Annotated in this window: 21 protein-coding genes; 19 read left to right on the top strand and 2 right to left on the bottom strand. The window is 67.5% G+C overall.

Annotation, left to right across the window (positions count from 1 at the left end; translation table 11 throughout):
- The first annotated feature begins 8 nt into the window (after nt 1–8).
- The 3 genes from Q8S30_RS01790 to murJ are packed head-to-tail and all read left to right on the top strand — an operon-like array spanning nt 9 to nt 5,579.
- The gene (locus Q8S30_RS01790; protein ID WP_305664316.1) at nt 9–1,199 is read left to right on the top strand and encodes a penicillin-binding protein activator; all 1,191 of its coding nucleotides are present in this window, start codon (nt 9–11) and stop codon (nt 1,197–1,199) included.
- Complete coding sequence (locus Q8S30_RS01785) at nt 1,159–3,978, top strand: [protein-PII] uridylyltransferase (RefSeq protein WP_305664315.1); 2,820 nt, start codon at nt 1,159–1,161, stop codon at nt 3,976–3,978. The genes Q8S30_RS01790 and Q8S30_RS01785 overlap by 41 nt, the downstream gene beginning before the upstream one ends.
- Nucleotides 3,979–4,034: 56 nt before the next feature.
- Nucleotides 4,035–5,579, top strand: a complete 1,545-nt coding sequence (gene murJ, locus Q8S30_RS01780) for a murein biosynthesis integral membrane protein MurJ (protein ID WP_305664314.1) — start codon at nt 4,035–4,037, stop codon at nt 5,577–5,579.
- On the opposite strand, the gene Q8S30_RS01775 is transcribed toward murJ, so the two are convergent.
- Nucleotides 5,570–6,259 (bottom strand): rhomboid family intramembrane serine protease, encoded by a 690-nt coding sequence (locus tag Q8S30_RS01775; RefSeq protein WP_305664313.1) that lies wholly within the window; start codon nt 6,257–6,259, stop codon nt 5,570–5,572. The two genes, murJ and Q8S30_RS01775, sit on opposite strands and share 10 nt — an antisense overlap.
- Before the next feature lie 89 nt (nt 6,260–6,348).
- On the opposite strand from Q8S30_RS01775, the gene trpS reads away from it, so the two are divergent.
- From trpS to Q8S30_RS01695, 16 genes are all read left to right on the top strand, one after another.
- Nucleotides 6,349–7,377 (top strand): tryptophan--tRNA ligase, encoded by a 1,029-nt coding sequence (trpS, locus tag Q8S30_RS01770; RefSeq protein WP_305664312.1) that lies wholly within the window; start codon nt 6,349–6,351, stop codon nt 7,375–7,377.
- 458 nt (nt 7,378–7,835) lie between these two features.
- Entirely contained in the window at nt 7,836–8,999 is a 1,164-nt protein-coding gene (locus Q8S30_RS01765; protein ID WP_305664311.1) for a hypothetical protein, read from the top strand.
- Between the two features lie 245 nt (nt 9,000–9,244).
- A complete protein-coding gene (locus tag Q8S30_RS01760; RefSeq protein ID WP_305664310.1) occupies nt 9,245–10,108 on the top strand; it encodes a branched-chain amino acid aminotransferase in 864 nt (287 codons plus the stop codon).
- 58 nt (nt 10,109–10,166) lie between these two features.
- Nucleotides 10,167–10,622, top strand: coding sequence for a universal stress protein (locus Q8S30_RS01755; RefSeq protein ID WP_161344507.1), 456 nt, complete (start codon nt 10,167–10,169; stop codon nt 10,620–10,622).
- Between the two features lie 156 nt (nt 10,623–10,778).
- Nucleotides 10,779–11,342 carry a NifU family protein gene (locus Q8S30_RS01750; RefSeq protein WP_305664309.1) on the top strand — a complete coding sequence of 188 codons (564 nt, stop codon included), beginning with the start codon at nt 10,779–10,781 and terminating at the stop codon, nt 11,340–11,342.
- 3 nt (nt 11,343–11,345) lie between these two features.
- Complete coding sequence (gene tsaB / locus Q8S30_RS01745; RefSeq protein WP_305664308.1) at nt 11,346–11,999, top strand: tRNA (adenosine(37)-N6)-threonylcarbamoyltransferase complex dimerization subunit type 1 TsaB; 654 nt, start codon at nt 11,346–11,348, stop codon at nt 11,997–11,999.
- On the top strand, nt 11,996–12,418 hold the full coding sequence (gene rimI, locus Q8S30_RS01740; RefSeq protein WP_305664307.1) for a ribosomal protein S18-alanine N-acetyltransferase: 423 nt from the start codon (nt 11,996–11,998) through the stop codon (nt 12,416–12,418). The genes tsaB and rimI overlap by 4 nt, the downstream gene beginning before the upstream one ends.
- A 175-nt stretch (nt 12,419–12,593) precedes the next feature.
- Entirely contained in the window at nt 12,594–13,583 is a 990-nt protein-coding gene (locus Q8S30_RS01735) for a BMP family protein (protein ID WP_305664306.1), read from the top strand.
- A 6-nt stretch (nt 13,584–13,589) separates the two neighbouring features.
- Nucleotides 13,590–15,143 carry an ABC transporter ATP-binding protein gene (locus Q8S30_RS01730; protein WP_305664305.1) on the top strand — a complete coding sequence of 518 codons (1,554 nt, stop codon included), beginning with the start codon at nt 13,590–13,592 and terminating at the stop codon, nt 15,141–15,143.
- Entirely contained in the window at nt 15,140–16,228 is a 1,089-nt protein-coding gene (locus tag Q8S30_RS01725; RefSeq protein ID WP_305664304.1) for an ABC transporter permease, read from the top strand. The genes Q8S30_RS01730 and Q8S30_RS01725 overlap by 4 nt, the downstream gene beginning before the upstream one ends.
- Nucleotides 16,228–17,193, top strand: a complete 966-nt coding sequence (locus Q8S30_RS01720; protein ID WP_305664364.1) for an ABC transporter permease — start codon at nt 16,228–16,230, stop codon at nt 17,191–17,193. The genes Q8S30_RS01725 and Q8S30_RS01720 overlap by 1 nt, the downstream gene beginning before the upstream one ends.
- Nucleotides 17,194–18,006, top strand: a complete 813-nt coding sequence (locus Q8S30_RS01715; RefSeq protein WP_305664303.1) for a purine-nucleoside phosphorylase — start codon at nt 17,194–17,196, stop codon at nt 18,004–18,006. It begins immediately after the preceding gene.
- 82 nt (nt 18,007–18,088) lie between these two features.
- Nucleotides 18,089–19,009: a sulfite exporter TauE/SafE family protein gene (locus tag Q8S30_RS01710; RefSeq protein ID WP_305664302.1), complete on the top strand. Its 921-nt coding sequence runs from the start codon at nt 18,089–18,091 to the stop codon at nt 19,007–19,009.
- A complete protein-coding gene (locus tag Q8S30_RS01705) occupies nt 19,006–19,752 on the top strand; it encodes a TIGR02186 family protein (protein ID WP_305664301.1) in 747 nt (248 codons plus the stop codon). The genes Q8S30_RS01710 and Q8S30_RS01705 overlap by 4 nt, the downstream gene beginning before the upstream one ends.
- Nucleotides 19,753–19,839: 87 nt before the next feature.
- On the top strand, nt 19,840–20,322 hold the full coding sequence (locus Q8S30_RS01700) for a hypothetical protein (RefSeq protein ID WP_305664300.1): 483 nt from the start codon (nt 19,840–19,842) through the stop codon (nt 20,320–20,322).
- A gap of 368 nt (nt 20,323–20,690) precedes the next feature.
- Entirely contained in the window at nt 20,691–21,374 is a 684-nt protein-coding gene (locus Q8S30_RS01695; RefSeq protein ID WP_305664299.1) for a hypothetical protein, read from the top strand.
- A gap of 138 nt (nt 21,375–21,512) precedes the next feature.
- Here the strand turns inward: Q8S30_RS01695 and Q8S30_RS01690 are convergent, their stop codons facing one another.
- A complete protein-coding gene (locus Q8S30_RS01690) occupies nt 21,513–22,655 on the bottom strand; it encodes an iron-containing alcohol dehydrogenase (protein WP_305664298.1) in 1,143 nt (380 codons plus the stop codon).
- Nucleotides 22,656–22,714: the final 59 nt, after the last annotated feature.

The raw sequence follows: 22,714 nt of genomic DNA, 5'->3' as shown, positions 1-22,714 counted from the left end.
TCGCTTTCATGTTCGCCCTTTTCCGCACCCCCCGCAAGCCATTGACCCGCCCCCTGACCCGCATTGCCGCGCTGGTCTCGGCCTTCTGGGTCGCCGCCTGCGACCCGATTGCCACGGGCAGCACCGGCCCCTCGATCAATACCCGCGCCCCGGTTCCGGTGGCTTTGCTGGTGCCCGGCGGGTCCGGCAATGCGGGGGATGAGCTGATCGCACGTAGCCTGCGTCAGGCCGCCCAGTTGGCGGTTTCGGACCTTCAGGGGGCACAGATCGACCTGCGTATCTATGACACCGGCCCCTCGGCCGCAGGTGCCGGCGCCGCCGCCACCAAGGCGGTGGACGAGGGCGCGAAGATCATCCTTGGCCCGGTCTATGCCGAAGCGGCGAATGCCGCGGGCGTTGCCGTCGCGGGGCGCGGCGTGAATGTGCTGTCCTTCTCTAACAACCCAGACATTGCCGGCGGCAATGTCTTCGTGCTGGGGCCGACCTTCCAGAACACCGCGAACCGGCTGGTCTCCTATGCCGCGAGCCAAGGCCGCGGCCGGATCATGGTCGTGCATGACCGCAATCCCAGCGGCGAGGCCGGCCGGCGCGCCATCGAGAGCGCCATCGGCAATTCGCGCGGCGCCTCGCTGGCCGGCACCGGCTCCTATGACTTCTCGCAAGAAGGCGTCGTCGCCGCGGTCCCGAACATCGTCGCGACCGCCCGCGGCACCGGTGCGCAGGCGATGTTCTTCACCGCCGACACCGCCGGGGCGCTGCCCCTGCTGGCGCAACTCCTGCCCGAGGCGGGGCTGGACCGTGAAACGACCCGCTTCATCGGCCTGACCCGCTGGGACATTCCGGCCGCCACGCTGGCGCTGCCCGGCGTTCAAGGCGGCTGGTTTGCCCTGCCCGATCCCTCGCTGAACCAGCAGTTCCAGTCGCGCTATCAGTCCGCCTTTGGCGAGGCACCGCATCCCATCGCCGGCCTTGCCTATGACGGGATCGCCGCCATCGGCGCGCTGGTGAAATCGGGCAAGTCCGATGCCCTGACCACCGCCGCGCTGACCCAAGGCTCGGGCTTTGTCGGCGTCAGCGGCATCTTCCGGCTGCGCTCGGACGGCACCAACGAACGTGGGCTCGCCGTGGGGCAGGTCCGCAACAACCAGGTTTACGTGATTGACCCTGCCCCAAGAAGCTTCGGTGGCGCCGGGTTCTGACCCGGCCCTGCCCGCAGCCCCTCTCGTCCCTGCGACACCGCTGACCAGCACGGCGCCCGGCCTTGATGCCGCGGCGCTGTGTTCTGCATTGGACACGCTGCTCTCCGCTCCACCGGACGGCACGGCCCCGCGCAGCCTTGCCGTGCAGCACCTGATCGAGGCCCGGCGCGAGTGCTCGGCCCGGATCGAGGCGGAGTTTGCCAAGCATCCCCGCGCGGCCGGCCCCACGGTCCGCGCCTATGCCGCGCTGACCGATGTGATCGTCCGCGCCGCCTTCCATGTCGCCACCCGTCACCTCCATCCACTGCCGAACCCGACCGAGGGCGAGCGGTTGGCGGTGATCGCCGTTGGCGGCTATGGCCGGGCCGAGATGGCCCCGCACTCCGATGTGGACCTGCTGTTCCTGACCCCGTGGAAGATCACCGGCTGGGCCGAAAGCGTCATCGAATCCATGCTCTACATGCTGTGGGACATGCGGCTGAAGGTCGGCCATGCCAGCCGCACGGTGAAGGATTGCCTGCGCCTTGGGGCCGAGGACATCACCATCCGCACCGCCCTGCTGGAACACCGCTTCCTGTCCGGCGACGTGCGGCTGGCAAGCGAGCTGCACCAGCGGCTGCGCGACGAGCTGTTCCGCGGCACTGGCCCGCAATTCATCGAGGCGAAGCTGGCCGAACGCGCCGAACGCCACCGCCGGCAGGGCGGCCAGCGCTATGTGCTGGAGCCGAACGTCAAGGAGGGCAAGGGCGGGCTGCGCGATCTGCAGACGCTCTACTGGATCGCCAAATACCTGCACAATGTCGAGGAGGTCTCGGAACTCGTCGGCACCGGCCTGTTCTCGGCCGAGGAATACCTGCAATTCGAGCAGGCCGAGGATTTCCTCTGGGCGGTGCGCTGCCATCTGCACCTGCTGGGCGGGCGCGCCGTCGATCAGCTGACCTTCGACATGCAGGTCGATGTGGCGCAGCGCATGGGCTATGAGGACCGCGCGGGGCGCCGCGGGGTCGAGCTGTTCATGCAGGAATATTTCCGCGAGGCCACCAAGGTGGGTGAGCTGACGCGGATCTTCCTGACCGGGCTAGAAGCGCGGCATGTCAAGAAGGTGCCGCGGCTGGAAGGCCTGTTCCGCCGCCGCAAGAAGGTGCGTCCGGGCTACCGGATCGACCTGAACCGGCTGAATGTCGAAGACCCGAAGGCCTTTCTGGCGGACAACCTGAACTTTCTGCGCATCTTCGATGAGGCGCTGCGCACCGGCTATCTGATCCATCCCGATGCGATGCGGCTGGTGGCGGCGAACCTGCATCTGATCGATGACGACATGCGCGAGGCGCCCGAGGCAGCGCGGATCTTCCTCGACCTCATGCTCAAGCACGGCAACCCGGAACGCGCCCTGCGCCGGATGAACGAGCTGAACGTGCTCGGCGCCTATATCCCCGAGTTCGAGCCGATCGTGGCGATGATGCAATACAACGTCTATCACCACTACACGGTGGACGAGCACATCATCCAGTGCATCGCCACGCTCGACCGCATCGAAAGCGGCGAGCTGGCCGAGGAACTGCCGCTGTCCTCCTCGATCCTGCAGCAGGGGGTGAATCGCCGCGTCCTCTATGTCGCGCTGTTCTTGCATGATATCGGCAAAGGCCGGCCCGAGGATCATTCGGTCGTGGGCGCCCAGATCGCCCGCCGCGTCGCGCCTCGGCTCGGGCTGAATGCCGAAGAGGTCGAGACGGTGGAATGGCTGGTGCGCTATCACCTGTTCATGTCCGACGTGGCGCAGAAGCGCGACCTGTCGGACCCGCGCACCCTGCGCGATTTCGCCAAGGCGGTGAAGACCAAGAAGCGACTCGACCTGCTCACGGTGCTGACGGTCTGCGATATCCGCGGCGTTGGCCCCGGCACCTGGAACAACTGGAAGGCGATGCTGCTGCGCCGGTTGCACAGCCTGGCCAGCATCGCGCTGGAAGACGGGCTCGAGGCGCTGAACCGCGACCGGGGCGAGGAGGAATCCAAGCAGCACCTGCGCGAGGCGCTGGCCTTCTGGCCGGCAGGCAAGATCGAGGCAGAGATCGGCCGCCATTACGGCCCCTACTGGCAGGCGCTGTCGACCGAAGGCCATGTGATCTTCGCCCGCCTGCTGGACGGGTTGCGCGATGACGAGATCCGCATCGACCTGATGCCCGACCCCGACCGCGACGCCACCCGCGCCTGTTTCGCGCTGACCGATCATCCCGGCATCTTCTCGCGCCTGTCGGGCGCGCTGGCGCTGGTCGGGGCGAACGTCGTGGATGCGCGCACCTACACGTCCAAGGATGGCTACGCCACCGCGGTGTTCTGGGTGCAGGACATCGAAGGCCGCCCCTACGAGGCCAGCCGCCTGCCCCGCCTGCGCCAGATGATCGAAAAGACCCTGCGCGGCGAAGTGGTGGCGCGCGAGGCGCTGAAGGACCGCGACAAGGTCAAGAAGCGCGAACGCGGCTTCCGATTCCCCACCTCCATCGCCTTCGACAATGAAGGCTCGGACATCTACACCATCATCGAGGTCGATACCCGCGACCGCCCCGGCCTGCTCTACGACCTGACGCGCACGCTGGCGGCGAATAATATCTACATTGCCAGCGCCGTGATTGCGACCTATGGCGCGCAGGTGGTGGATACCTTCTACGTGAAGGACATGTTCGGGCTGAAGCTGCATGTGAAGTCCAAGCAAGAAACGCTGGAGCGCCGCTTGCGGCAGGCGATCACCGAAGGCGTGGAACGGGCCCGGGCCCCAGACTGAACGACAACTGAACGGCGATTGAACGGCGGCAGTTCGGCCGCGATTTGGGGGCGGCGATGAGACCCGTGCGGCTGATCCGCGGTTTCCTGACGGTGGGCGGCTGGACGCTTGGCAGCCGCCTTGTGGGTTTCATCCGCGACATGATGATTGCCGCTTTCGTCGGCGCGGGGCCGGTGGCAGAGGCCTATCTGATCGCCTCGTCCCTGCCCAACATGTTCCGCCGCTTCTTTGCCGAAGGCGCCTTCAACACCGCCTTCGTGCCGATGTTCTCCAAACGGCTGGAGGCGGGCGAGAATCCGCAGGGCTTTGCGGAAGAGGCACTGGCCGGGCTGGCGACAGTGGTCATCGGCGTGTCCGTCGTGGCGATGGCGGCGATGCCCTGGCTCGTGCTGGCAATGGCCTCGGGCTTTGCGCAGGACGAACGGCTGGCGCTTGCCACGCTCTATGGCTGGATCTGTTTCCCCTATATCCTGTTCATCTCGGTCGCGGCGCTGCTGTCGGGCCTGCTGAACGCGGGCGGCAGGTTCATCGCCGCCGCCGCCGCGCCGGTGCTGATGAACGTGGTGCTGATCGCGGCGATGCTTGCGGCCTATGTGCAGGGCTGGGACATGGGCCTTGCGATGAGCTGGTCGATGCCGGTGGCCGGCATCGCGCAGGCCGGGATGCTGTGGGTCGCCGCGGCGCGGATGGGCTTTCCGCTGCGCCTGCGCCGCCCGCGCCTCACGCCCGATATGCGGCGGCTGCTGGTCATCGCCTTCCCGGCGGTGCTGGCGGGGGGCGTCGTGCAGATCAACCTGCTGGTCGGCCGTCAGGTCGGCAGCTTCTTCGAAGGCGCCATCGCCTGGCTGTCCTATGCCGACCGTCTGTATCAGCTGCCTTTGGGAGTGGTCGGCATCGCCATCGGCATCGTGCTGCTGCCCGACATCTCGCGCCGCCTGCGGGCGGGCGATACGATTGGCGGTCGCCACGCGCTCAGCCGCGGGGCAGAGTTCGCGCTGATCCTGACGGTGCCGGCGGCGGTGGCGCTGATGGTGATCGCCGGGCCGCTGATCTCTGTCCTGTTCCAGCGCGGCGCCTTCACCGCGGCCGAGGTTGCACCGACCGCCCTCGCGCTGGCGATCTACGGCGCGGGCCTCCCGGCCTTCGTCCTGCAAAAGGTGGTCCAGCCGCTCTATTTCGCGCGCGAGGACACCCGCCGCCCCTTCCGCTATGCGCTCAACTGCATGGCCGTGAACGCGGTTGTCGCCATCGGCCTTGCGCCGCTGATCGGTTTCAGCGCCGCCGCGCTGGCAACCACCATTGCCGGCTGGGTGATGCTGGCGCAGCTCTGGTGGGGCACGCGCGACATGGGTGAGGCCGCGCGCTTCGACGACCGCCTGCGCCGCCGCCTGCCGCGGATCGTGCTCGCCTCGGCCGTGATGGGACTGGCGCTGTGGGGGATCGAGCATCTGCTGGGGGACGCGCTCTACACCCCCACGCAGCGCTACGGCGCGCTGGCGCTGCTGGTCCTCGGGGGCATGGCCACCTATGTTCTGGCCGCCTTCGCCACCGGCGCGGCCCGCCCCGCCGACTTCACCGCAGGCTTTCGCCGTCAGCGCTGACGCAGGCGCCGCACCATCCGCTGCCAGCCGCCGGGGCTGACGATGAAGGACAGCAGGAACCCGGCGACGAAGCCCACGATCTCGGCCACCCAGGACCAGCCGCCCGCGCCGAACAGCAGCCCGAACACCAACTGGAAGGCCAGCAAAAACCCGATCAGCGTGAAGGCCCGGTAGCGGTTGGCATTCACCGCCCCCAGCCGCGCCCAGAGGATATAGGAAAACGCCCCGATCAGCCCATAGACCGCCGGATAGCCGCCAAACAGCGGCTGCACGTCATAGGGCACAAGGCTGTAGGCCAGCGCGCCGGCAATGGCCGCGGCGAAGAACACCACCAGCACCGCCCAGGCCCGGAACACCTCGCCCACCATCTTGCCAAGCGCCAGCAGGAACACCGACACGAACAGCGCATGGGTAATATCGCCATGCACGAACGGATAGGTCACGAAGCGCATCATCTGCTCGGGCGGGAAGATCCGGTTCTCCAGCAGCACCTTGAAGATGCCCGGCGCGAAGCTGAACTTCTGCAGCGCCTCCAGCCGCCAGCCGGCCGCTTCGGGCCCGCCGACATAGCCCGTGCCCCCCGCGCTCAGCACCAGTTCCATCGCCACCACCGGCAGCAGCAGCAGCCAGATCACCGGCGGGATCGGGTTCAGCGGGGATTCGTCATGACCTGGGCGCATTGCCGTCTCCGATTGGGGTGCCCCGCATTGACGGGCCATGCCCCCAGCGATAAGCGAGCCATGCAGGAATATCCAGACGGAGAGGCGACATGACAGCCACCGCTTTCACCCCCCGCATCTTTTCGGGCATCCAGCCCTCGGGCGGGCTGACGCTGGGCAACTACCTTGGCGCCCTCAAACGCTTTGCCGAAAAGCAGGATGAGGGGATCGAGACGATTTATTGCCTCGTCGACCTGCACGCCATCACCGTCTGGCAAGACCCCGAGCGCCTGCGCCAGCAGACACGCGAGGCGGCGGCGGGCTTCATGGCATCGGGCATCGACCCGGCGCGGTCGATCCTGTTCAACCAGAGCCAGGTTTCGGCCCATGCCGAGCTTGGCTGGATCCTGAACTGCGTGGCCCGGCTCGGCTGGATGAACCGCATGACCCAGTTCAAGGATAAGGCCGGCAAGAATGCCGAGCATGTCAGCCTTGGGCTCTACGCCTATCCCTCGCTGATGGCCGCCGACATCTTGGTCTATCACGCCACCCACGTGCCGGTCGGCGACGACCAGAAACAGCATGTCGAACTGACGCGCGACATCGCCGCGAAGTTCAACCATGACTATGGCGTCGATTTCTTCCCCGCGCCCGAGCCGGTGATCGAAGGCGCGGCCACGCGGGTGATGAGCCTGCGCGACGGTACCAAGAAGATGTCGAAATCCGATCCCTCGGATGCCAGCCGCATCAACCTGACCGACGACGCCGACACCATCGCCCAGAAGATCCGCAAGGCCCGCACCGACGCGGAGCCCCTGCCCGAAACGCTGGAAGGCCTGAAGGACCGGGCCGAGGCGCGCAACCTCGTGAACATCTACGCCGCGCTGTCGGGAATGACGGCCGAGGCGGTGGTAACGGAGTTTGCGGGCCAAGGTTTCGGCGCCTTCAAGCCGGCGCTGGCCGATCTGGCGGTGGCCAAGCTCTCGCCGATCAGCACCGAGATGACCCGGCTGATGGCCGACCCCGCCGAGATCGACCGGATCCTCGGCGAAGGTGCCGACCGGGCCGAGGCCATCGCCCGCCCGATCCTCGACCGGACGCTGGACATCGTCGGCATGGTGCGGTCACGCCGCGGCTGACCGGAGCCACGCCGCCCGGCGGCGGCGAGGAGGCGCGCCCCGGCAGCGGCGGCGCGGGAAGGCGATCTGCAAGCCCGCCAATCTCGCGCCCCCCGGCCTCGCTGTCCGAACGCCTGCACCCCGCCCTGCCCGGCCAACGCCGGCCGGGCGAGGAGGCGGCGGGGCCCGCGCCCAGGCCTGCCGCGCCGGAACCGCCGCCGGTTACCCGCGGCGAGCGCCCCCGCTCTGCGCCCTTGCTGCTGACCACGCCGCTGCCCGGCATCGCCCCGCCTGCAGCGCCGCCGCCCGTGCCCCCCACCAGCCGCGCGCGGCCAGCTCTCGGCACTGCCCCCCTGCCAGAGCCTGCCGCGCCGGAGCCCACCGCGCTCGCGCCGCCCGTCGTCCCCATCCACCCGGCCCGCAGCGCCTCGCCCACCACGCCACGGCCCGCGCCGCTGCTGCCGACAGCACCCCGGCCCATGCCCGCGCCCCCCGCACCGCAGGCCCCGCGACAGACTCGCCGCGGCCGACGCGGTCCGCCCCCTCGCCGCCCCCTCGCCGCCCTCGGTGCCGGCTTCCGCCTCGCCGCGAGCCGCATCCTGCTGCTGATCCTGCTCGCCTCGCTGGCCCTCTCCGGCCAATCACTCGCCACCATCGCCCGCAGCCCCGGGATCGCTCCCTTCGTGGACAGGGGCGCCGACAGCATCGATGCGGCGATGGAGCGGGCGCTGGCAAAGGAGGCGACGCCCGAACGGATCGAGGCGCTGCTGCGCGCCCAGATGGCCGGGGAGGATCGCAACTGGCTGGCGATCCGCGCCATCGAAGGCGTGGCGGATGAGCGCGGGCTGGCGATCCCCCCCGACCTGACCGACAGCATTGCCGCTGCCTGGGATCAGGACAGCGGCTTCTGGGCCTCCGCCGGGGGCTGCCTCGCCTGCGCCTATGACCCCGCCCAATGCACCCTGTCGGCCGAACTGCTCTGCCAGGCCCCGATGGTGGCGACTCCGCTCGGGGACATCGCCGGTGTGGCGAAGGAGGGGCTCGCCTACAGCACCGGCAATGAGGTGGATGAGATCAACCTGGCGCTCTCGCTCGTCGGCCTCGGCGCGGTGGCACTGGTCGTCGCCACGGGGGGCTCCTCCGCCACCGTCAAGATCGGCGCGAGCGTCGCCAAGCTGGCGCGGCGGATGGGGCTGGTCTCGCCGCGGCTTGGCGCGCTGGCCAGCGACGCGCTGCGCCACGGGGTCGACTGGGCGCGGGTGCCCTCGGTGCGGGGCGCGGATGATCTGGGCCGCGTGCTGCGACCCGACCGTTTTGCGCCGCTGGTCGCCATCGCCTCCGACCTCGGCCGCACCAGCCGCACGCTTGGCACCACCGATGCGCTGCACCTGCTGCGCTACGTGGATGACGCGCCCGACGCCCGGCGCATCGCCAATGCCGCCGAGGCTCTGGGGCCGAAAACCGTGGGCAGGATGGAGGTTCTGGGCAAGTCGCGCTTCCTGCGCGCCACTGTGCGGCTCTCGAACCTCACCTTGCAGCTCTTCGCCGGGCTGATCGGGCTGCTGCTCTCGGCCGCCTCGCTGATCGGCTCCAGCCTCTCCTCGCTGGCGATGCGGGGCCTGCGCCGGGCGGCGCGGAGCTGAAACACACGCCAAATTGACCCTACGTCGCAAAACGGAATCATTGGCTGCATAACCTGTCCCTGTTCCGAAGCCGAATCCCCCATCGGAGCGCAATCGTACCGGACCGGCAGGCCAGCCCGATCCCCCGGCACGCCGCACAGCCCCTGCGGTGCCAGCCGGTCCGGTCCTTTTGCGGCCAACTCGGGCACTGGACCCCGCCGCCGCGCGGTGATTAACTCCGCGCCGTTCGCAAGGGGATACCGGCTATGGCATTTGGCAAGAACATCCGCACCTGGTTCGAGGGTCGCTGGCACGAGGGCGACATCCCGGTGATGCGCGCCGCCGATCACGGCATCTGGCAAGGCTCCAGCGTCTTCGACGGCGCGCGGTATTTCGAGGGCGTGGCCCCGGATCTGGCGGCGCATTGCGCCCGCGTGAACCGCTCGGCCGATGCGCTGATGATCGAGCCCACCATCGATCCCGAGACGATGCTGGACATCGCCCGCGAAGGTCTGCGCGCCTATGGCAAGGATCAGGCCGTCTATGTGCGCCCGATGTACTGGGCGATCCACGGCTCCGACCTGGGCGTTGCCCCGGCCCGCGGCGACACCGGCTTTGCGCTGTGCCTGGAAGAGGTTGCGATGCCCGCCCCGACCGCCACCACCACGCTGACCACAACCCAATTTCGCCGCCCGGTGCTGGCCGACAATGTCTGCAACGCCAAGGCCGGCTGCCTTTACCCCAACAACGCGCGGATGCTGGTCGAGGCGCAGCGCAAGGGCTTTGGCAATGCGCTGGTGCAGGATGCGATGGGCAATGTCGCCGAAACCGCCACCGCCAATGTGTTCATGGTCAAGGACGGCGAGGTCTTCACGCCGATTGCCAATGGCACCTTCCTGTCGGGCATCACCCGCGCGCGGCACATCGCCAACCTGCGCGCCGATGGCGTGAGCGTGCATGAGACGGTGCTGACGCTGGACGATTTCCGCGGCGCGGACGAGGTGTTCCTGTCCGGCAACTTCGCCAAGGTCACCCCCGTCGCCGCCTTCGAGGACCGCAGCTACGGCCCCGGCCCCGTCACGAAACGGGTGCGCGAGCTCTACTGGGACTGGGCGCATTCGGCCGCCTGAGGCGCCCCCTTGCGCCGCGCCCCCCGGATCGGCGATGATCGGTTGAAGGGGAACCATCATGCGCAAATTTCTGGTCGTGCTCGACGAGACCCGCGAATGCCTGAACGCCATGCGCTTCGCCGCGATGCGGGCCTCGCATTCGGGCGGGGGGGTGATCATCCTGTCGGTGATCCCGCCCGAGGAATACCAGCACTGGATCGGCGTGGCCGAACTGATGCGGCAAGAGGCGCGCGAGCGCATCGAGGCGCATTTCGAGGTCTTCGCCAAATGGATGCGGGATAGGCAGGGGGTGGACCCCGAGCTGATCATCCGCGAGGGCGAGCCGGCGACCGAGATCCTGGCGGTGATCCAGGAAGACCCGCAGATCGGCATTCTTGTGCTGGGGGCGGGCAGCGACAAGTCGGGGCCGGGGCCGCTGGTCAGCCAGCTGACCCGCAGCGCCGGGAACATGCCCTGTCCGATGACGATCGTCCCGGGGGACATGTCCAAGGAGCGGCTGGAGTCGATTACCTGAGGGGGAAGCGGGAGGAGTTTTCCACCCCTCCCGGGGCCCTCCCCGAGGATATTTCGACAAGGCAAAGGCAAGGGGCGCCAAAACTTAGAATCGTTCCAAACCTTGACTTGCTCACACGTCAAGCGCATATCAGCCCCTGACCACCGGAGGCTACCCATGTTCATCCAGACCGAATCCACCCCGAACCCCGCCACGCTGAAGTTCCTGCCGGGGCTGACCGTGCTGGAGATGGGCACCGCCGATTTCCCGACCCCCGACACCGCCGTCAAATCCCCGCTCGCGCGGCGGATCTTCGCGGTCAACGGCATCACCGGCGTGTTCTTCGGCACCGATTTCGTCACCGTGACCAAGGCCGACGATATCGCCTGGGAGCATGTGAAACCGGCCATCCTGGGCGCGATCATGGAGCATTTCCAGTCCGGCGCGCCGGTGCTGGAGGGTGAGGGCGCCCCGGCGGGCGGCCATGCCGCCCATGACGGCGCCGATGGCGAGATCGTCAACCAGATCAAGGAATTGCTCGACACCCGCGTGCGGCCCGCCGTGGCGCAGGATGGCGGCGACATCACCTTCCACGGCTTCGACCGCGGCGTCGTCTACCTGCATATGCAGGGCGCCTGCGCCGGGTGCCCCTCTTCGACCCTGACGCTGAAGATGGGGATCGAGAACCTGCTGCGCCATTACATCCCCGAGGTGATCGAGGTGCGGCCGGTGGCCGTCTGAGCCTTGCCCGCCAAGCTGATCCTTGCCTTCGACACATCGGCCGCGCATTGCGCGGCCGCTTTGCTGCGCGGCGATGAGGTGGTGACGGCGCGGCTGGAGCCGATGGCCAAGGGTCAGGCCGAACGGCTGATGCCGCTGCTGGAGGAGCTGCTGGCCGAAGTGGGGGTGGGCTGGCGGGATCTTGCGGCGATAGCCGTGGGGATAGGCCCGGGCAACTTCACCGGCATCCGTATTTCGGTGGCGGCGGCGCGCGGGCTGGCGCTGTCGCTGCGCATCCCGGCCATCGGGGTGGGCACGCTGGAGGCCTTGGCGCTGGACCTGCCGCGCCCCGTGCTGGCGGTGACCGATGCGCGGCGCGGCGAGGTCTATGCGCAGGGCTTTGGCGCGGGGCCTGCCGAACCGCGGCTGATGACCGCCGAAGCCCTGACGGACCTGCCGCCCGGCCTTGCGTTGGTCGGCGACGGCGCCGCCGTCCTGCACGCCCTGCGCCCGGACCTGCGCGAGCTGCCCCCCGCCCTGCCCTTCGCCGAGGCCCTTGCCCGTATCACCGCCGCGCGCCTTGCCAGGGGCCAGCCGCAGCCCCGCCCCGCCCCCCTGTACCTGCGCAGCGCCGATGCCGCCCCCGCCTCGGACCCGCCGCCGGTGCTGCTGCCGTGAGCCCCGCAGACCTCGCCGCGCTCCACGCCGCCTGCTTCACCGTGCCGCGCCCCTGGACCGCCAGTGAGTTCGCAGACCTGCTGGCCCGCCAGGACACCTTCCTGCTGCAAGAGCCCACCGGCGTCCTGCTCGGCCGTGCGCTGGCCGGTGAGGCGGAACTTCTGACCCTCGCCGTCGCCCCCGAAGCCCGCCGCGCCGGCATCGGGGCGCGGCTGCTGGCCGGGTTCCTGGCCGAAGCCGCGGCCCGCGGCGCGGAAACCGCGTTTCTGGAGGTGGCCGAGGACAACCAGCCCGCCCGCGCGCTCTACGAACGCGCCGGCTTCGCGCCAGCGGGGCGCCGTCGCGCCTATTACCGCCACCCGGATGGCACCAGCACAGACGCGCTTGTGATGACGCGGGCGCTGGACGCGCAAGCGTGAGGCGAAGGGCGCCCCGCCCCCCTACAAGTCCTTGAGAGCCGGGGCAGATGCGGCGAATAGCTATTGACCGCTTTCCCGAACCCGGCCCTAATTCGGCGCAGATCCGCAAGAGATCACGTCTTCACAGCGGGCCGGCCAACCCTGTGCCGCGCCCCTCGACAACCGGGAGTTTTCCATGAGCCTGATGACCCATTTCCTTGGCGCCGCCGGAGTGCTGGCGCTGACCACCGGCGCGGCGCTGGCCGACCCGGCGATCATCTTCGACCTGGGCGGCAAGTTCGACAAATCCTTCAACGAGGCCGCCTTCAACGGCGCCAAGCGGTGGGCGGAAGAGACGGGCGGCAGCTTCAAGGAGCTGGAAATGCAATCCGAGGCGCAGCGCGAACAGGCCCTGCGCCGCCTGGCCGAGGCCGGATCGAACCCGATCGTGATGACCGGCTTTGCCTTTGGCGATGTGCTGAACACCGTCGCCCCCGACTACCCGGACACCAAGTTCGCCATCATCGACATGGTCGTGGAACAGCCCAACGTGAAATCGGTGGTCTTCACCGAAGAGCAGGGATCGTACCTTGTCGGGATGCTGGCCGCGATGGCGTCGGAAACCGGCACCGTCGGCTTCATCGGCGGCATGGACATCCCGCTGATCCGCAAGTTTGCCTGCGGCTATGTGCAGGGCGTGAAGGCGGTGAACCCGGATGCGACCGTGATCCAGAACATGACCGGCACCACCCCCGCCGCCTGGAACGACCCGGTGAAGGGCTCCGAGCTGGCGATTTCGCAAAAGTCGCAGGGCGCCGACGTGATCTATGCCGCCGCGGGCGGCACCGGGCTTGGTGTGCTGCAGGCGGCGGCGGATCAGGGCATCCTGTCCATCGGCGTCGACAGCAACCAGAACCACCTCTTCCCCGGCAAGGTGCTGACCTCGATGGTCAAGCGCGTCGACAACTCGGTCTATGAGGCCTTCATCGATGGCGATGCGCTGGAGCCGGGCATCACCGTGATGGACCTCGCTTCCGAGGGCGTGGGCTACGCGCTGGACGAGAACAACGAAGCGCTGATCACCGCCGAGATGAAGGCCGCCGTGGACGAGGCCACCGCGAAGATCGCCTCAGGCGAGATCGCCGTGCATGACTACATGGCCGACAACACCTGCCCGGTCGAATAACCGCCAATGGCACAGGCACAACCTTCGGAGCGGCAGGCAACTGCCGCTCCTGCCATTGAACTCCGGGGCATCTCCAAGGCCTTCGGGCCGGTGCAGGCCAACAAGGACATCTCGATCCGGGTGATGCCCGGCACCATCCACGGCATCATCGGTGAAAACGGCGCCGGGAAATCGACGCTGATGTCGATCCTCTACGGCTTCTACAAGGCCGATGCGGGCGAGATCCTGATCGGCGGCACCCCGGTGCAGATCCCCGACAGCCAGGCCGCAATCCGCGCCGGGATCGGCATGGTGTTCCAGCATTTCAAGCTGGTGCAGAACTTCACCGTTCTGGAAAACATCGTGCTGGGGGCCGAGGACGGCGCCCTGCTGCGCCCCAGCCTCGCCAAGGCGCGGGCCAGCCTGCAGCAGCTTGCGCGGGATTATGAGCTGGAGGTGGACCCCGATGCCGTGGTCGAGGAGCTGTCCGTCGGCCACCAGCAGCGGGTGGAGATCCTCAAGGCCCTCTACCGCCAGGCCGACATCCTGATCCTTGACGAGCCCACCGGCGTGCTGACGCCCGCCGAGGCGGACCACCTGTTCCGCATCCTCCGCGGCCTGCGCGATCAGGGCAAGACCGTGATCCTCATCACCCACAAGCTGCGCGAGATCATGGAGATCACCGACACCGTCAGCGTCATGCGCCGCGGCGAGATGACGGCGACGGTGACCACGGCCGAGACCAGCCCCGAGCAGCTGGCCGAGCTGATGGTCGGCCGCAAGGTGCTGCTACATGTCCCCAAGGGCCCCGCCAATCCCGGCGCGGTCGTGCTGTCGGTCGAAGACCTGCGCATGGTGGATGAGGACGGGGTGGAGCGCCTCAAGGGCATCTCCTTCCAGATCCGCGCCGGAGAGATCCTCGGCATCGCCGGGGTCGCCGGCAACGGCCAGTCCGAACTCCTCAAGATCCTTGGCGGCTTCGGCCATGGCACCGGCCGCATCACCATGAACGGCGTGCCCGTGGACCTCACCGGCCACAGCTCCGACGGCCAGACCAGCCGCGCGCAGGGCATCGCCCATGTGCCAGAGGATCGCCAGCATCTCGGCCTCATCATGGATTTCGCGGCCTGGGAGAACATGGCCTTCGGCTATCACCACGCGCCCGAATACCAGAAGAACGCGCTTTTCATGGACAACGCCGCCCTCCTTGCCGCCACCGCCGAAAAGATGCAGCGCTTCGACGTGCGCCCGCCGATCCCGACGCTGGCCGCCAAGAACTTCTCGGGCGGCAACCAGCAGAAGATCGTCCTCGCGCGGGAAATCGAGCGCAACCCCGACCTCCTGCTCGTCGGCCAACCCACCCGCGGCGTCGACATCGGCGCCATCGAATTCATCCACCAGCAGATCGTCGCCCTGCGCGATGCCGGCAAGGCCGTGCTTCTGGTCTCGGTCGAACTCGACGAGATTCTCTCGCTCTCCGACCGCATCGCCGTCATGTTCGATGGCCGCATCATGGGTGAGCGGCTGCCCTCCGAAACTGATGAGCGTGCGCTCGGCCTGCTGATGGCGGGGGTCCAATGACCAGGATGCCAAGATGGGCCGATGTCGCCCTGATCCCGCTTCTGAACCTCGTCATCGCCTTCGCCATCTCGGCGCTGGTGATCCTCGCCATCGGGGAAAACCCGTGGGAGGCGCTGAAGATCATGGTCAGCGGCGCGCTCGGATCGTCCTATGGCTGGGGCTTCACCCTCTACTACGCCACCAGCTTCGTCTTCACCGGGCTCGCGGTCGCCATCGCCAGCCATGCGGGCCTGTTCAACATCGGCGGCGAGGGGCAGGCGACGCTTGGCGGCCTTGGCGTCGCGCTCATCTGCCTGTCGCTGCCCTGGCCGCATTGGAGCCTCGCGCTGCTCGCCGCCAGCCTTGGCGCTGCCGCCTTCGGCGCCGCCTGGGCGGCGATCCCGGCTTGGCTGCAAGCGAAACGCGGCAGCCATATCGTCATCACCACCATCATGTTCAACTTCATCGGCGCATCCTTGCTGAACTACATGCTGGTCAACGTCATGCGCCCGGTCGGCAGCATGGACCCGGCCTCGGCCCGCTTCCCCGAGGGCGCAACCCTGCCGACGCTGAATGACATGGCCGCGGGCCTCGGCTTCGTCTGGGGCAAGAACACCCCCGCCAACGTCTCCTTCTTCATCGCGCTCCTGTGCTGCCTCGGTGTCTGGGCGCTGATCTGGAAAACCCGGCTCGGCTACCAGATCCGCGCCTTTGGCAAATCCGAACCCGCCGCGGTCTATGCCGGGATCAGCCCGGTGCGGATCACCATGTATGCCATGCTGATCTCGGGCGGGCTCGCCGGCCTCATGGCGATCAACAACGTCATGGGCGAGGCGGAACGGCTGGTCCTGAACGCGGTCGAGGGCGCGGGCTTCATCGGCATCGCCGTGGCGCTGATGGGCCGCAACCATCCGTTCGGGGTGCTGCTGGCGGCGCTGCTGTTCGGCTTCCTCTATCAGGGCGGCGGCGAGCTTGCGCTCTGGACCACGATCCCGCGAGAGCTGATCACCGTCATCCAGGCGCTGGTGATCCTCTTCACCGGCGCGCTCGACAATATGGTCCGCGCCCCGGTGGAGCGGCTCTTTGCACGCAGGGGGATCCGGTGATGGACCTTTCAACGCTGCTGCAGATCCTCGATTCCACCGTCCGCCTTGGCACGCCCTTGTTGCTGGCCTGCCTTGCCGGCCTCTTCTCGGAACGTGCCGGGATCTTCGACATCGGGCTGGAAGGCAAGATGCTGATGGCCGCCTTCTTCTCGGGCGCCGTCGCTGCGATCACCGGCTCGGTCCTGCTGGGGCTGACGGCGGGGGTGCTGTCCTCGCTGGTGCTGTCCGCGATCCACGGCGCGGCCTCGATCACCTTCCGTGGCAATCAGCTCATTTCCGGCGTGGCGATCAACTTCCTCGCCTCGGGCCTGACGGTGCTGATCGGGCAGAAATGGTTCCAGCTTGGCGGGCGCACCCCGCCGCTGACCGGCGATGGCCGCTTCTCGCCCATCACCCTGCCCTTCGCGGAAACCCTACGCGAGGTGCCGGTGATCGGCCCGATCTATTACGAACTGATCTCGGGCCATTCCATCCTCGTCTATGTCGCCTTCGCCGCGGTGCCGCTGTCTTGGTGGCTGCTCTACCGCACCCGCTTTGGCCTGCGCCTGCGCGCGGTGGGCGAGAATCCGGCCGCGGTCGATACCGCCGGCATCTCCGTGGTGCGGCTGCGCTATGCGGCGGTGATGATCTGCGGGCTGCTGACCGGCCTTGCCGGTGCCTACCTCGCCACCGCCCTCTCGGCCGGCTTCGTGAAAGAGATGACGGCGGGGCGCGGCTACATCGCCCTCGCCGCGCTGATCTTCGCCAAATGGCGGCCCGTCCCGGCGCTTGGCGCGACCATGCTCTTCGGCCTTTTGGAGGCCATCGCCAACCGCTACCAGAACATCGACCTCGGCGGCGTCGTGCTGCCGGTGCAATTCATGCAGGCCCTGCCCTACATCCTGACCGTGGTGATCCTTGCCGGCTTCATCGGCAAGGCGACGCCGCCGCGCGCCGGGGGCGAGGCCTATGTCAAGGAACGCTGAATGACCGCTCTTGAAACCGCCTCGGCGCTCGCCGCCCGGGTCCATGCCGTGGCCGGCACCGAACCTGTGAAGGTGGGGCTGATCCTCGGCTCGGGGCTCGGCCATCTGTCGGGCGCGGTGCAGGGCGTCGCCATCGACTATGCCGACCTGCCGGGCTTCCCCCATGCCGGCGTCTCCGGCCACACCCCGCAGCTGGTGATCGGGGATCTGGAGGGCCAGCGCGTCGCCGTCTTCGGGGGGCGGGCGCATTACTACGAGACCGGCAACCCCGCCGCCATGCGCCTGCCGCTGGAACTCCTCAAGGCACTCGGCGCCGAAAGCCTGCTGCTGACCAACGCCGCAGGCTCCATGGTCCCCACCACCCCGCCCGGCTCGCTGATGCTGCTGTCAGACCATATCAACTTCTCCGGCCTCAACCCGCTGATCGGTGAGCCGTCGGATGCCCGCTTCGTGCCCATGACCGCCGCCCATGACCCTGCCCTGCGCGCCGCCCTGCGCGCGGCGGCAGAGGCCGAAGGCATCGACCTGCCCGAAGGCGTCTATGCCTGGTATTCGGGCCCCTCCTTCGAAACCCCGGCCGAGATCCGCGCCATCCGCATCCTCGGCGCCGATGCCGTCGGCATGTCCACCGTGCCCGAGGTGATCCTCGCCCGCTTCCTCGGCCTGCGCGTCGCGGCGGTGTCGGTCATCACCAACATGGCGGCCGGCATGTCGGACGAGGCGATCAGCCATGAGCATACCAAGGCCATGGCCCCCCTTGGCGCCGCGAAGCTCGAGAAGGTGCTGCGGCGCTGTCTGCGCAACATGCCGTGACGCATCTGCAGCATCGGTTTGACATGGTAGGCAACCACGCCCAAGACTTGGACAGCAACGTCCTTCACTGACTGACATGCCCATGCAGATCTATCTGCCCATCGCCGAAGTCTCGGTGAACGCCCTCCTGCTGTTCGGCCTGGGCGGAATTGTCGGGCTTCTGTCCGGGATGTTCGGCGTGGGCGGCGGCTTCCTGATCACGCCGCTTTTGTTCTTCATCGGCGTCCCCCCCACCGTCGCCGTCGCCACCGGCGCCAACCAGGTCGTCGCCTCCTCCGTGTCCGGCGTGCTCGCGCATATCCGCAAGCGTACGGTCGATTTCCGCATGGGCTGGGTGCTGCTGGCGGGGGGCCTCATCGGCTCTGCCCTCGGCATCTGGGTGTTCAACATCCTCTCTGCCCTCGGCCAGATCGACCTGACGGTGCAGCTGTCCTACGTCCTGTTCCTCGGCTTCGTGGGCCTCCTGATGTTCCAGGAATCGCTCCGCTCCATCCTGCGGTCGCGTCAGCCGGCGCGGAAGATCACCCGCCGCCACCAGCACCTTCTGGTCCACCGCCTGCCGCTGAAGATGAAGTTCCGCACCTCGGGCCTCTATATCAGCGTCATCCCCCCCATCCTCGTCGGGATGCTGGTCGGCGTTCTCGCCGCCATCATGGGCGTCGGCGGCGGCTTCATCATGGTCCCCGCGATGATCTACCTTCTGGGAATGCCCACCAAGGTCGTCATCGGCACCTCGCTGTTCCAGATCATCTTCGTGACCGCCTTCACCACCGTCATGCATGCCGTCACCAACCAGTCGGTGGACATGATGCTGGCGCTGCTCTTGATCCTCGGCGGCGTCGTCGGCGCACAGTTCGGCACCCAGATCGGCGCCAAGCTGAAGGCCGAGCAGCTGCGCATCCTGCTGGCCCTTCTGGTCCTCGGCGTCTGCGGCCTCTTGGCGCTGGACCTGCTGCTGCGCCCCGGCGAGCTTTACTCCATCTCGGTGGAGGGCCGCGCATGATCCGCCTCCTCGCCCTCCTGATCCTCTTCGCCCTCCCGGTTCGCGCCGAAGAAGTCGTCGCCGGCCTCAGCCAGAACCGCATCGCCATCACCGCCAGCTTCTCGGGCTCTGACATCCTCGTCTTCGGCGCCGTCAAGCGTGACACCCCGGCGCCCGAGGGCCCGCTTCAGGTCATCATCACCCTGCAGGGCCCGCCCCTCGCCGTCACCGTCCGCCGCAAGGACAAGGTCGCCGGCATCTGGGTCAACACTGATGCCGTCCCCGTCAGCAGCTCGCCCTCCTTCTACGCCATCGCCGCCACCGCCCCCCTGCGCGAGGTGCTGACCGAAACCGAAGACCTGCGCCATGCCGTGTCGATCCCCCGCGCCATCCGTGCCGTCGGCAGCGGGCTCGAGGATGCGGGCGTCTTCACAGATGCGCTGATCCGCATCCGCACCGATGAGGGCTCCTATACGCTTAATGAAACCGGGGTGGAGCTGGCCGAGGAAACCCTGTTCCGCACCCGCTTTATCCTGCCCGCGAACCTGACAGAGGGCGCCTATCGCACCCGCATCCTGCTCACCCGCAATGGCCAAGTGATCGACAGCCATGAAACCATGGTCGACGTTCGCAAGGTCGGGCTGGAGCGCTGGCTCTTCGCCCTCTCGCGCGAACAGCCGCTGATCTATGGCCTGCTATCCCTTGTGCTGGCGGTGACCGCCGGCTGGGCCGCCTCGGCCGCCTTCCGCTATATCCGCAGCTAAGGCGGCGGGGGCGGAACCTTTCCCGGCCCGCGGGAGTTGTCCCTCGTGGAATGGCAATATGCCGTCCTTACGATTTGGAGACGACAGATGTCACGCTTTACATTCGCAGCTTTCCTTTCTGCCCTCGCCCTTGGTGCGGCCTCGCCCGCCCTTGCGGTCACCGAGGTGAAAGAGGTCGAAGTGTCCATTGACCTGAACGCCATCAACAACCCGCAGGCCGCCACGGTCTGGGGCAATATCGCATCCGATCTGCAGATGGCCATCATCGGCCGGGTCACCGACCGTGTTGACGAAGACGGCGTGAAGATCTCGGTCGATATCAACGAGGTCGAGCTGGCCAACTCGTTCCAGTCGGCGATGGGGATCGCCGATTCCAAGCTGGTCGGCCGGGTGAACATCTCCAGCGAGACCGACAACACCAAGTTCAGCACCTATGATCTTGAGGTCGGCTTCGACCAGGCCTACCTGCCCGTCGGCACCGATATTACCGTGCTGACCATCGAAAGCCCGGTCTATTATGCCACGATGATCGAGCTGTTTGCCGAGCGTGTGGTCGAAAAGCTCGACTGATTTCTGCTGAGCTGATCCTGCCAAGGCCCGCCCGAAAAGGCGGGCCTTTTGCGTGGGTCCTCCCCCAGCCACCCCCGCCGTGGCGAAGGCCATCGCCTTTCGCCACGCCGCGACCTCTCATCCCTCACGGTCGGGCCCCAAAGGCCTCGGTCCGGTCGGATACTTGTGGCGTTCCGGCAGATTGCTGACCCAGATGAAGCCGTGGCATCACCATCAAAGCGAGGAGCCCTTCTGAGACGTTGTGAAGACGTGGAGAAATCGCCGCGATGTGGCTGACGTGGCGCGATAGCGGGCCATCGGCATACACAAACGAGCCGGACGACGATATCCTCGATTCCATATTTGAAGTTCAAGCCGAGAGGTAATGCATGACCAAAATAGTTCGAGGTATTATGGATCGCATACGGGGAGCAGCAAGTGCCAGAAACAACTTTCGGTCTTCCGAGGATTTAGTCGCAAATCTAGAAGGTTTGTTGGCTGCGCTAACATCCGATCCTAACTGGCTTAAAAAAACCGAGCTTCTCCGAGACGCAGACTTCGCGTTCATCGGAAAATTCATTCAGGTCTACTGTTCCGCCGACTTTAATGCGCGGGCGACTATTAATGCTATGCGGTTCATAACCAAGGCGGAGGAAACCGACTTTGCCTCATCTTTGAATGACTCCGATGTAATTTTGCACCTCAAAATCTGTACATCAGAATGGACCGGAGCTCCCCATATCGCGGAAGGTGTTTGCAAGGCAGCTTCTACTCTCGAGATGCATAGAACGCACAGGCACGGGTTTGCTCACTGGGTTGTCCGCAAGGTTCCCAAGCAAGATGCCCTAGTTATCCTGACGAAGAACTCGAAAGAAGCGATACGACGAGATAACTTCGCACAGGGCCGCGACGAAGCAAAATTCGGAATCGTCCAGTTACGCCCGCTCCGGCATGAGTTGGATAAGCTAATGAAACATAGTGATTACCTCGCACGGCTTGCAAGCAATTTGGAGGATAATAGGGATTTGCTTAGATCGGAGCATCTCGCTCGGTCTATTTCGGCGAAGGCTTAACCATAGAGGCGGTCGAACGACGGCACAGTCCCGCAAAGCCGACCCCCACCTTCAGGCAATGCGAGTCGGTTTCGGCTGACGTCGGGCGCAGGGATGCCCTCGGGGGTCAAGACTCTCTGGCACCTGACACCCGCTCCCTCAAAACGCCGCGCGCAACACCCCGATCAGCGCGCCGCTGTCCAGCGCAACCGGGTTCCCCGCCATCGAGGATGACCCCGCCGCGAGCGCCGCCACCTCGGGCACATCGCCCGCCGCCATCCCCATCTTCCCCAGCCGCGGCAGCCCCTGCGCCGCCGACCAGCCCGCCAGCGTCTCCGCTGCCTCACCCGGCGCTCCGCCCAAGGCCGCGGCAATCCACCCCGCCACCTCGGCCAGCCGCTCCGCCGCGACCCCCTCGGCCCGCGCAATGTTCGCCGCCAGCACATGCGGCAGCAGCGCGCCGCACACCGCCCCATGCGGCGCAGATGCCATCCCGCCGATCGGCCCCGCCAGCCCGTGCACCGCGCCAAGGCCCGCATTGGCCAGCGCCAACCCACCGCACAAGCTCACCCAGGCCAGATCGTCGCGCGCCCCCGCATCCTCGCCCTCCATCAACCGCGCCAGCGCCCGCAGCCCCAGCGGGATCGCATCGCGGCACAGCGCATCCGTCAGCCGGTTCGCTTTATTCGACACGTAAGGCTCGATCACCTGCGTCACCGCATCCAGCCCGCTGGCCAGCGTCACGCTACGCGGGCAGCCATCGGTCAGCGCCGGATCCACAATCGCCAACAGCGGCAGCATCCGCGCATCGCGCAAGGACACCTTGCGCCGCGCTTCGGGCACCGCGATCACCGCGTTCTTGGTCACCTCGGCGCCGGTGCCCGCCGTCGTCGGGATCGCCACGAAGGGCAGCGGCGGCGCATCCAGCGGCAGCCCGCGACCCACCACCTCCAGATGGTCCAGCATCGGCCGCGGCGCCGGGGCCAGCGCGGCAATGGCCTTGCCGCAATCAATCACCGCGCCGCCGCCCAGCGCCACCACCGCCCGCACACCCGCGCCGCGCGCCAGCCGGATCCCGTCCTCGATCAGCGCGATGTCGGGCTCGCGCGGACAGCTGAACACGCTCACCCCCACTCCCAGCCGCTGCAGCGCCAGGATCAGCGGATCGGCGCGCTGGCCGCTGGCACCCTGCACCACCAGCACATTGCGCCCCTGCCGCGCAACATACTCCGCCGCCCCCTCCACGGTGCCGCGGCCAAAGCGGATCTCGGTCGCGGTCAGGAAGGAAAACGGCGGGGTCATGGGCAAGCCTCCGGATCGGCGACGGCACAGAACGCGCAGCCTATTGCCCTTAGGTCGGT

The organism is Frigidibacter sp., assembly GCF_030695035.1.
Classification (GTDB): Bacteria; Pseudomonadota; Alphaproteobacteria; order Rhodobacterales; family Rhodobacteraceae; genus Frigidibacter.
The sequence above is the reverse complement of the archived record's forward strand: the minus strand, read 5'-3'. Positions and strand labels throughout refer to the sequence as shown.

Bases quoted from the DNA above. Each gene is read 5' to 3' on its own strand.
- Q8S30_RS01790 (WP_305664316.1), top strand. From the start codon at position 9: ATGTTCGCCCTTTTCCGCACCCCCCGCAAGCCATTGACCCGCCCCCTG.
- murJ (WP_305664314.1), top strand. From the start codon at position 4,035: ATGAGACCCGTGCGGCTGATCCGCGGTTTCCTGACGGTGGGCGGCTGG.
- Q8S30_RS01775 (WP_305664313.1), bottom strand. From the start codon at position 6,259: ATGCGCCCAGGTCATGACGAATCCCCGCTGAACCCGATCCCGCCGGTG.
- trpS (WP_305664312.1), top strand. From the start codon at position 6,349: ATGACAGCCACCGCTTTCACCCCCCGCATCTTTTCGGGCATCCAGCCC.
- Q8S30_RS01765 (WP_305664311.1), top strand. From the start codon at position 7,836: ATGCCCGCGCCCCCCGCACCGCAGGCCCCGCGACAGACTCGCCGCGGC.
- Q8S30_RS01760 (WP_305664310.1), top strand. From the start codon at position 9,245: ATGGCATTTGGCAAGAACATCCGCACCTGGTTCGAGGGTCGCTGGCAC.
- Q8S30_RS01755 (WP_161344507.1), top strand. From the start codon at position 10,167: ATGCGCAAATTTCTGGTCGTGCTCGACGAGACCCGCGAATGCCTGAAC.
- Q8S30_RS01750 (WP_305664309.1), top strand. From the start codon at position 10,779: ATGTTCATCCAGACCGAATCCACCCCGAACCCCGCCACGCTGAAGTTC.
- Q8S30_RS01735 (WP_305664306.1), top strand. From the start codon at position 12,594: ATGAGCCTGATGACCCATTTCCTTGGCGCCGCCGGAGTGCTGGCGCTG.
- Q8S30_RS01730 (WP_305664305.1), top strand. From the start codon at position 13,590: ATGGCACAGGCACAACCTTCGGAGCGGCAGGCAACTGCCGCTCCTGCC.
- Q8S30_RS01725 (WP_305664304.1), top strand. From the start codon at position 15,140: ATGACCAGGATGCCAAGATGGGCCGATGTCGCCCTGATCCCGCTTCTG.
- Q8S30_RS01720 (WP_305664364.1), top strand. From the start codon at position 16,228: ATGGACCTTTCAACGCTGCTGCAGATCCTCGATTCCACCGTCCGCCTT.
- Q8S30_RS01715 (WP_305664303.1), top strand. From the start codon at position 17,194: ATGACCGCTCTTGAAACCGCCTCGGCGCTCGCCGCCCGGGTCCATGCC.
- Q8S30_RS01710 (WP_305664302.1), top strand. From the start codon at position 18,089: ATGCAGATCTATCTGCCCATCGCCGAAGTCTCGGTGAACGCCCTCCTG.
- Q8S30_RS01705 (WP_305664301.1), top strand. From the start codon at position 19,006: ATGATCCGCCTCCTCGCCCTCCTGATCCTCTTCGCCCTCCCGGTTCGC.
- Q8S30_RS01700 (WP_305664300.1), top strand. From the start codon at position 19,840: ATGTCACGCTTTACATTCGCAGCTTTCCTTTCTGCCCTCGCCCTTGGT.
- Q8S30_RS01695 (WP_305664299.1), top strand. From the start codon at position 20,691: ATGACCAAAATAGTTCGAGGTATTATGGATCGCATACGGGGAGCAGCA.
- Q8S30_RS01690 (WP_305664298.1), bottom strand. From the start codon at position 22,655: ATGACCCCGCCGTTTTCCTTCCTGACCGCGACCGAGATCCGCTTTGGC.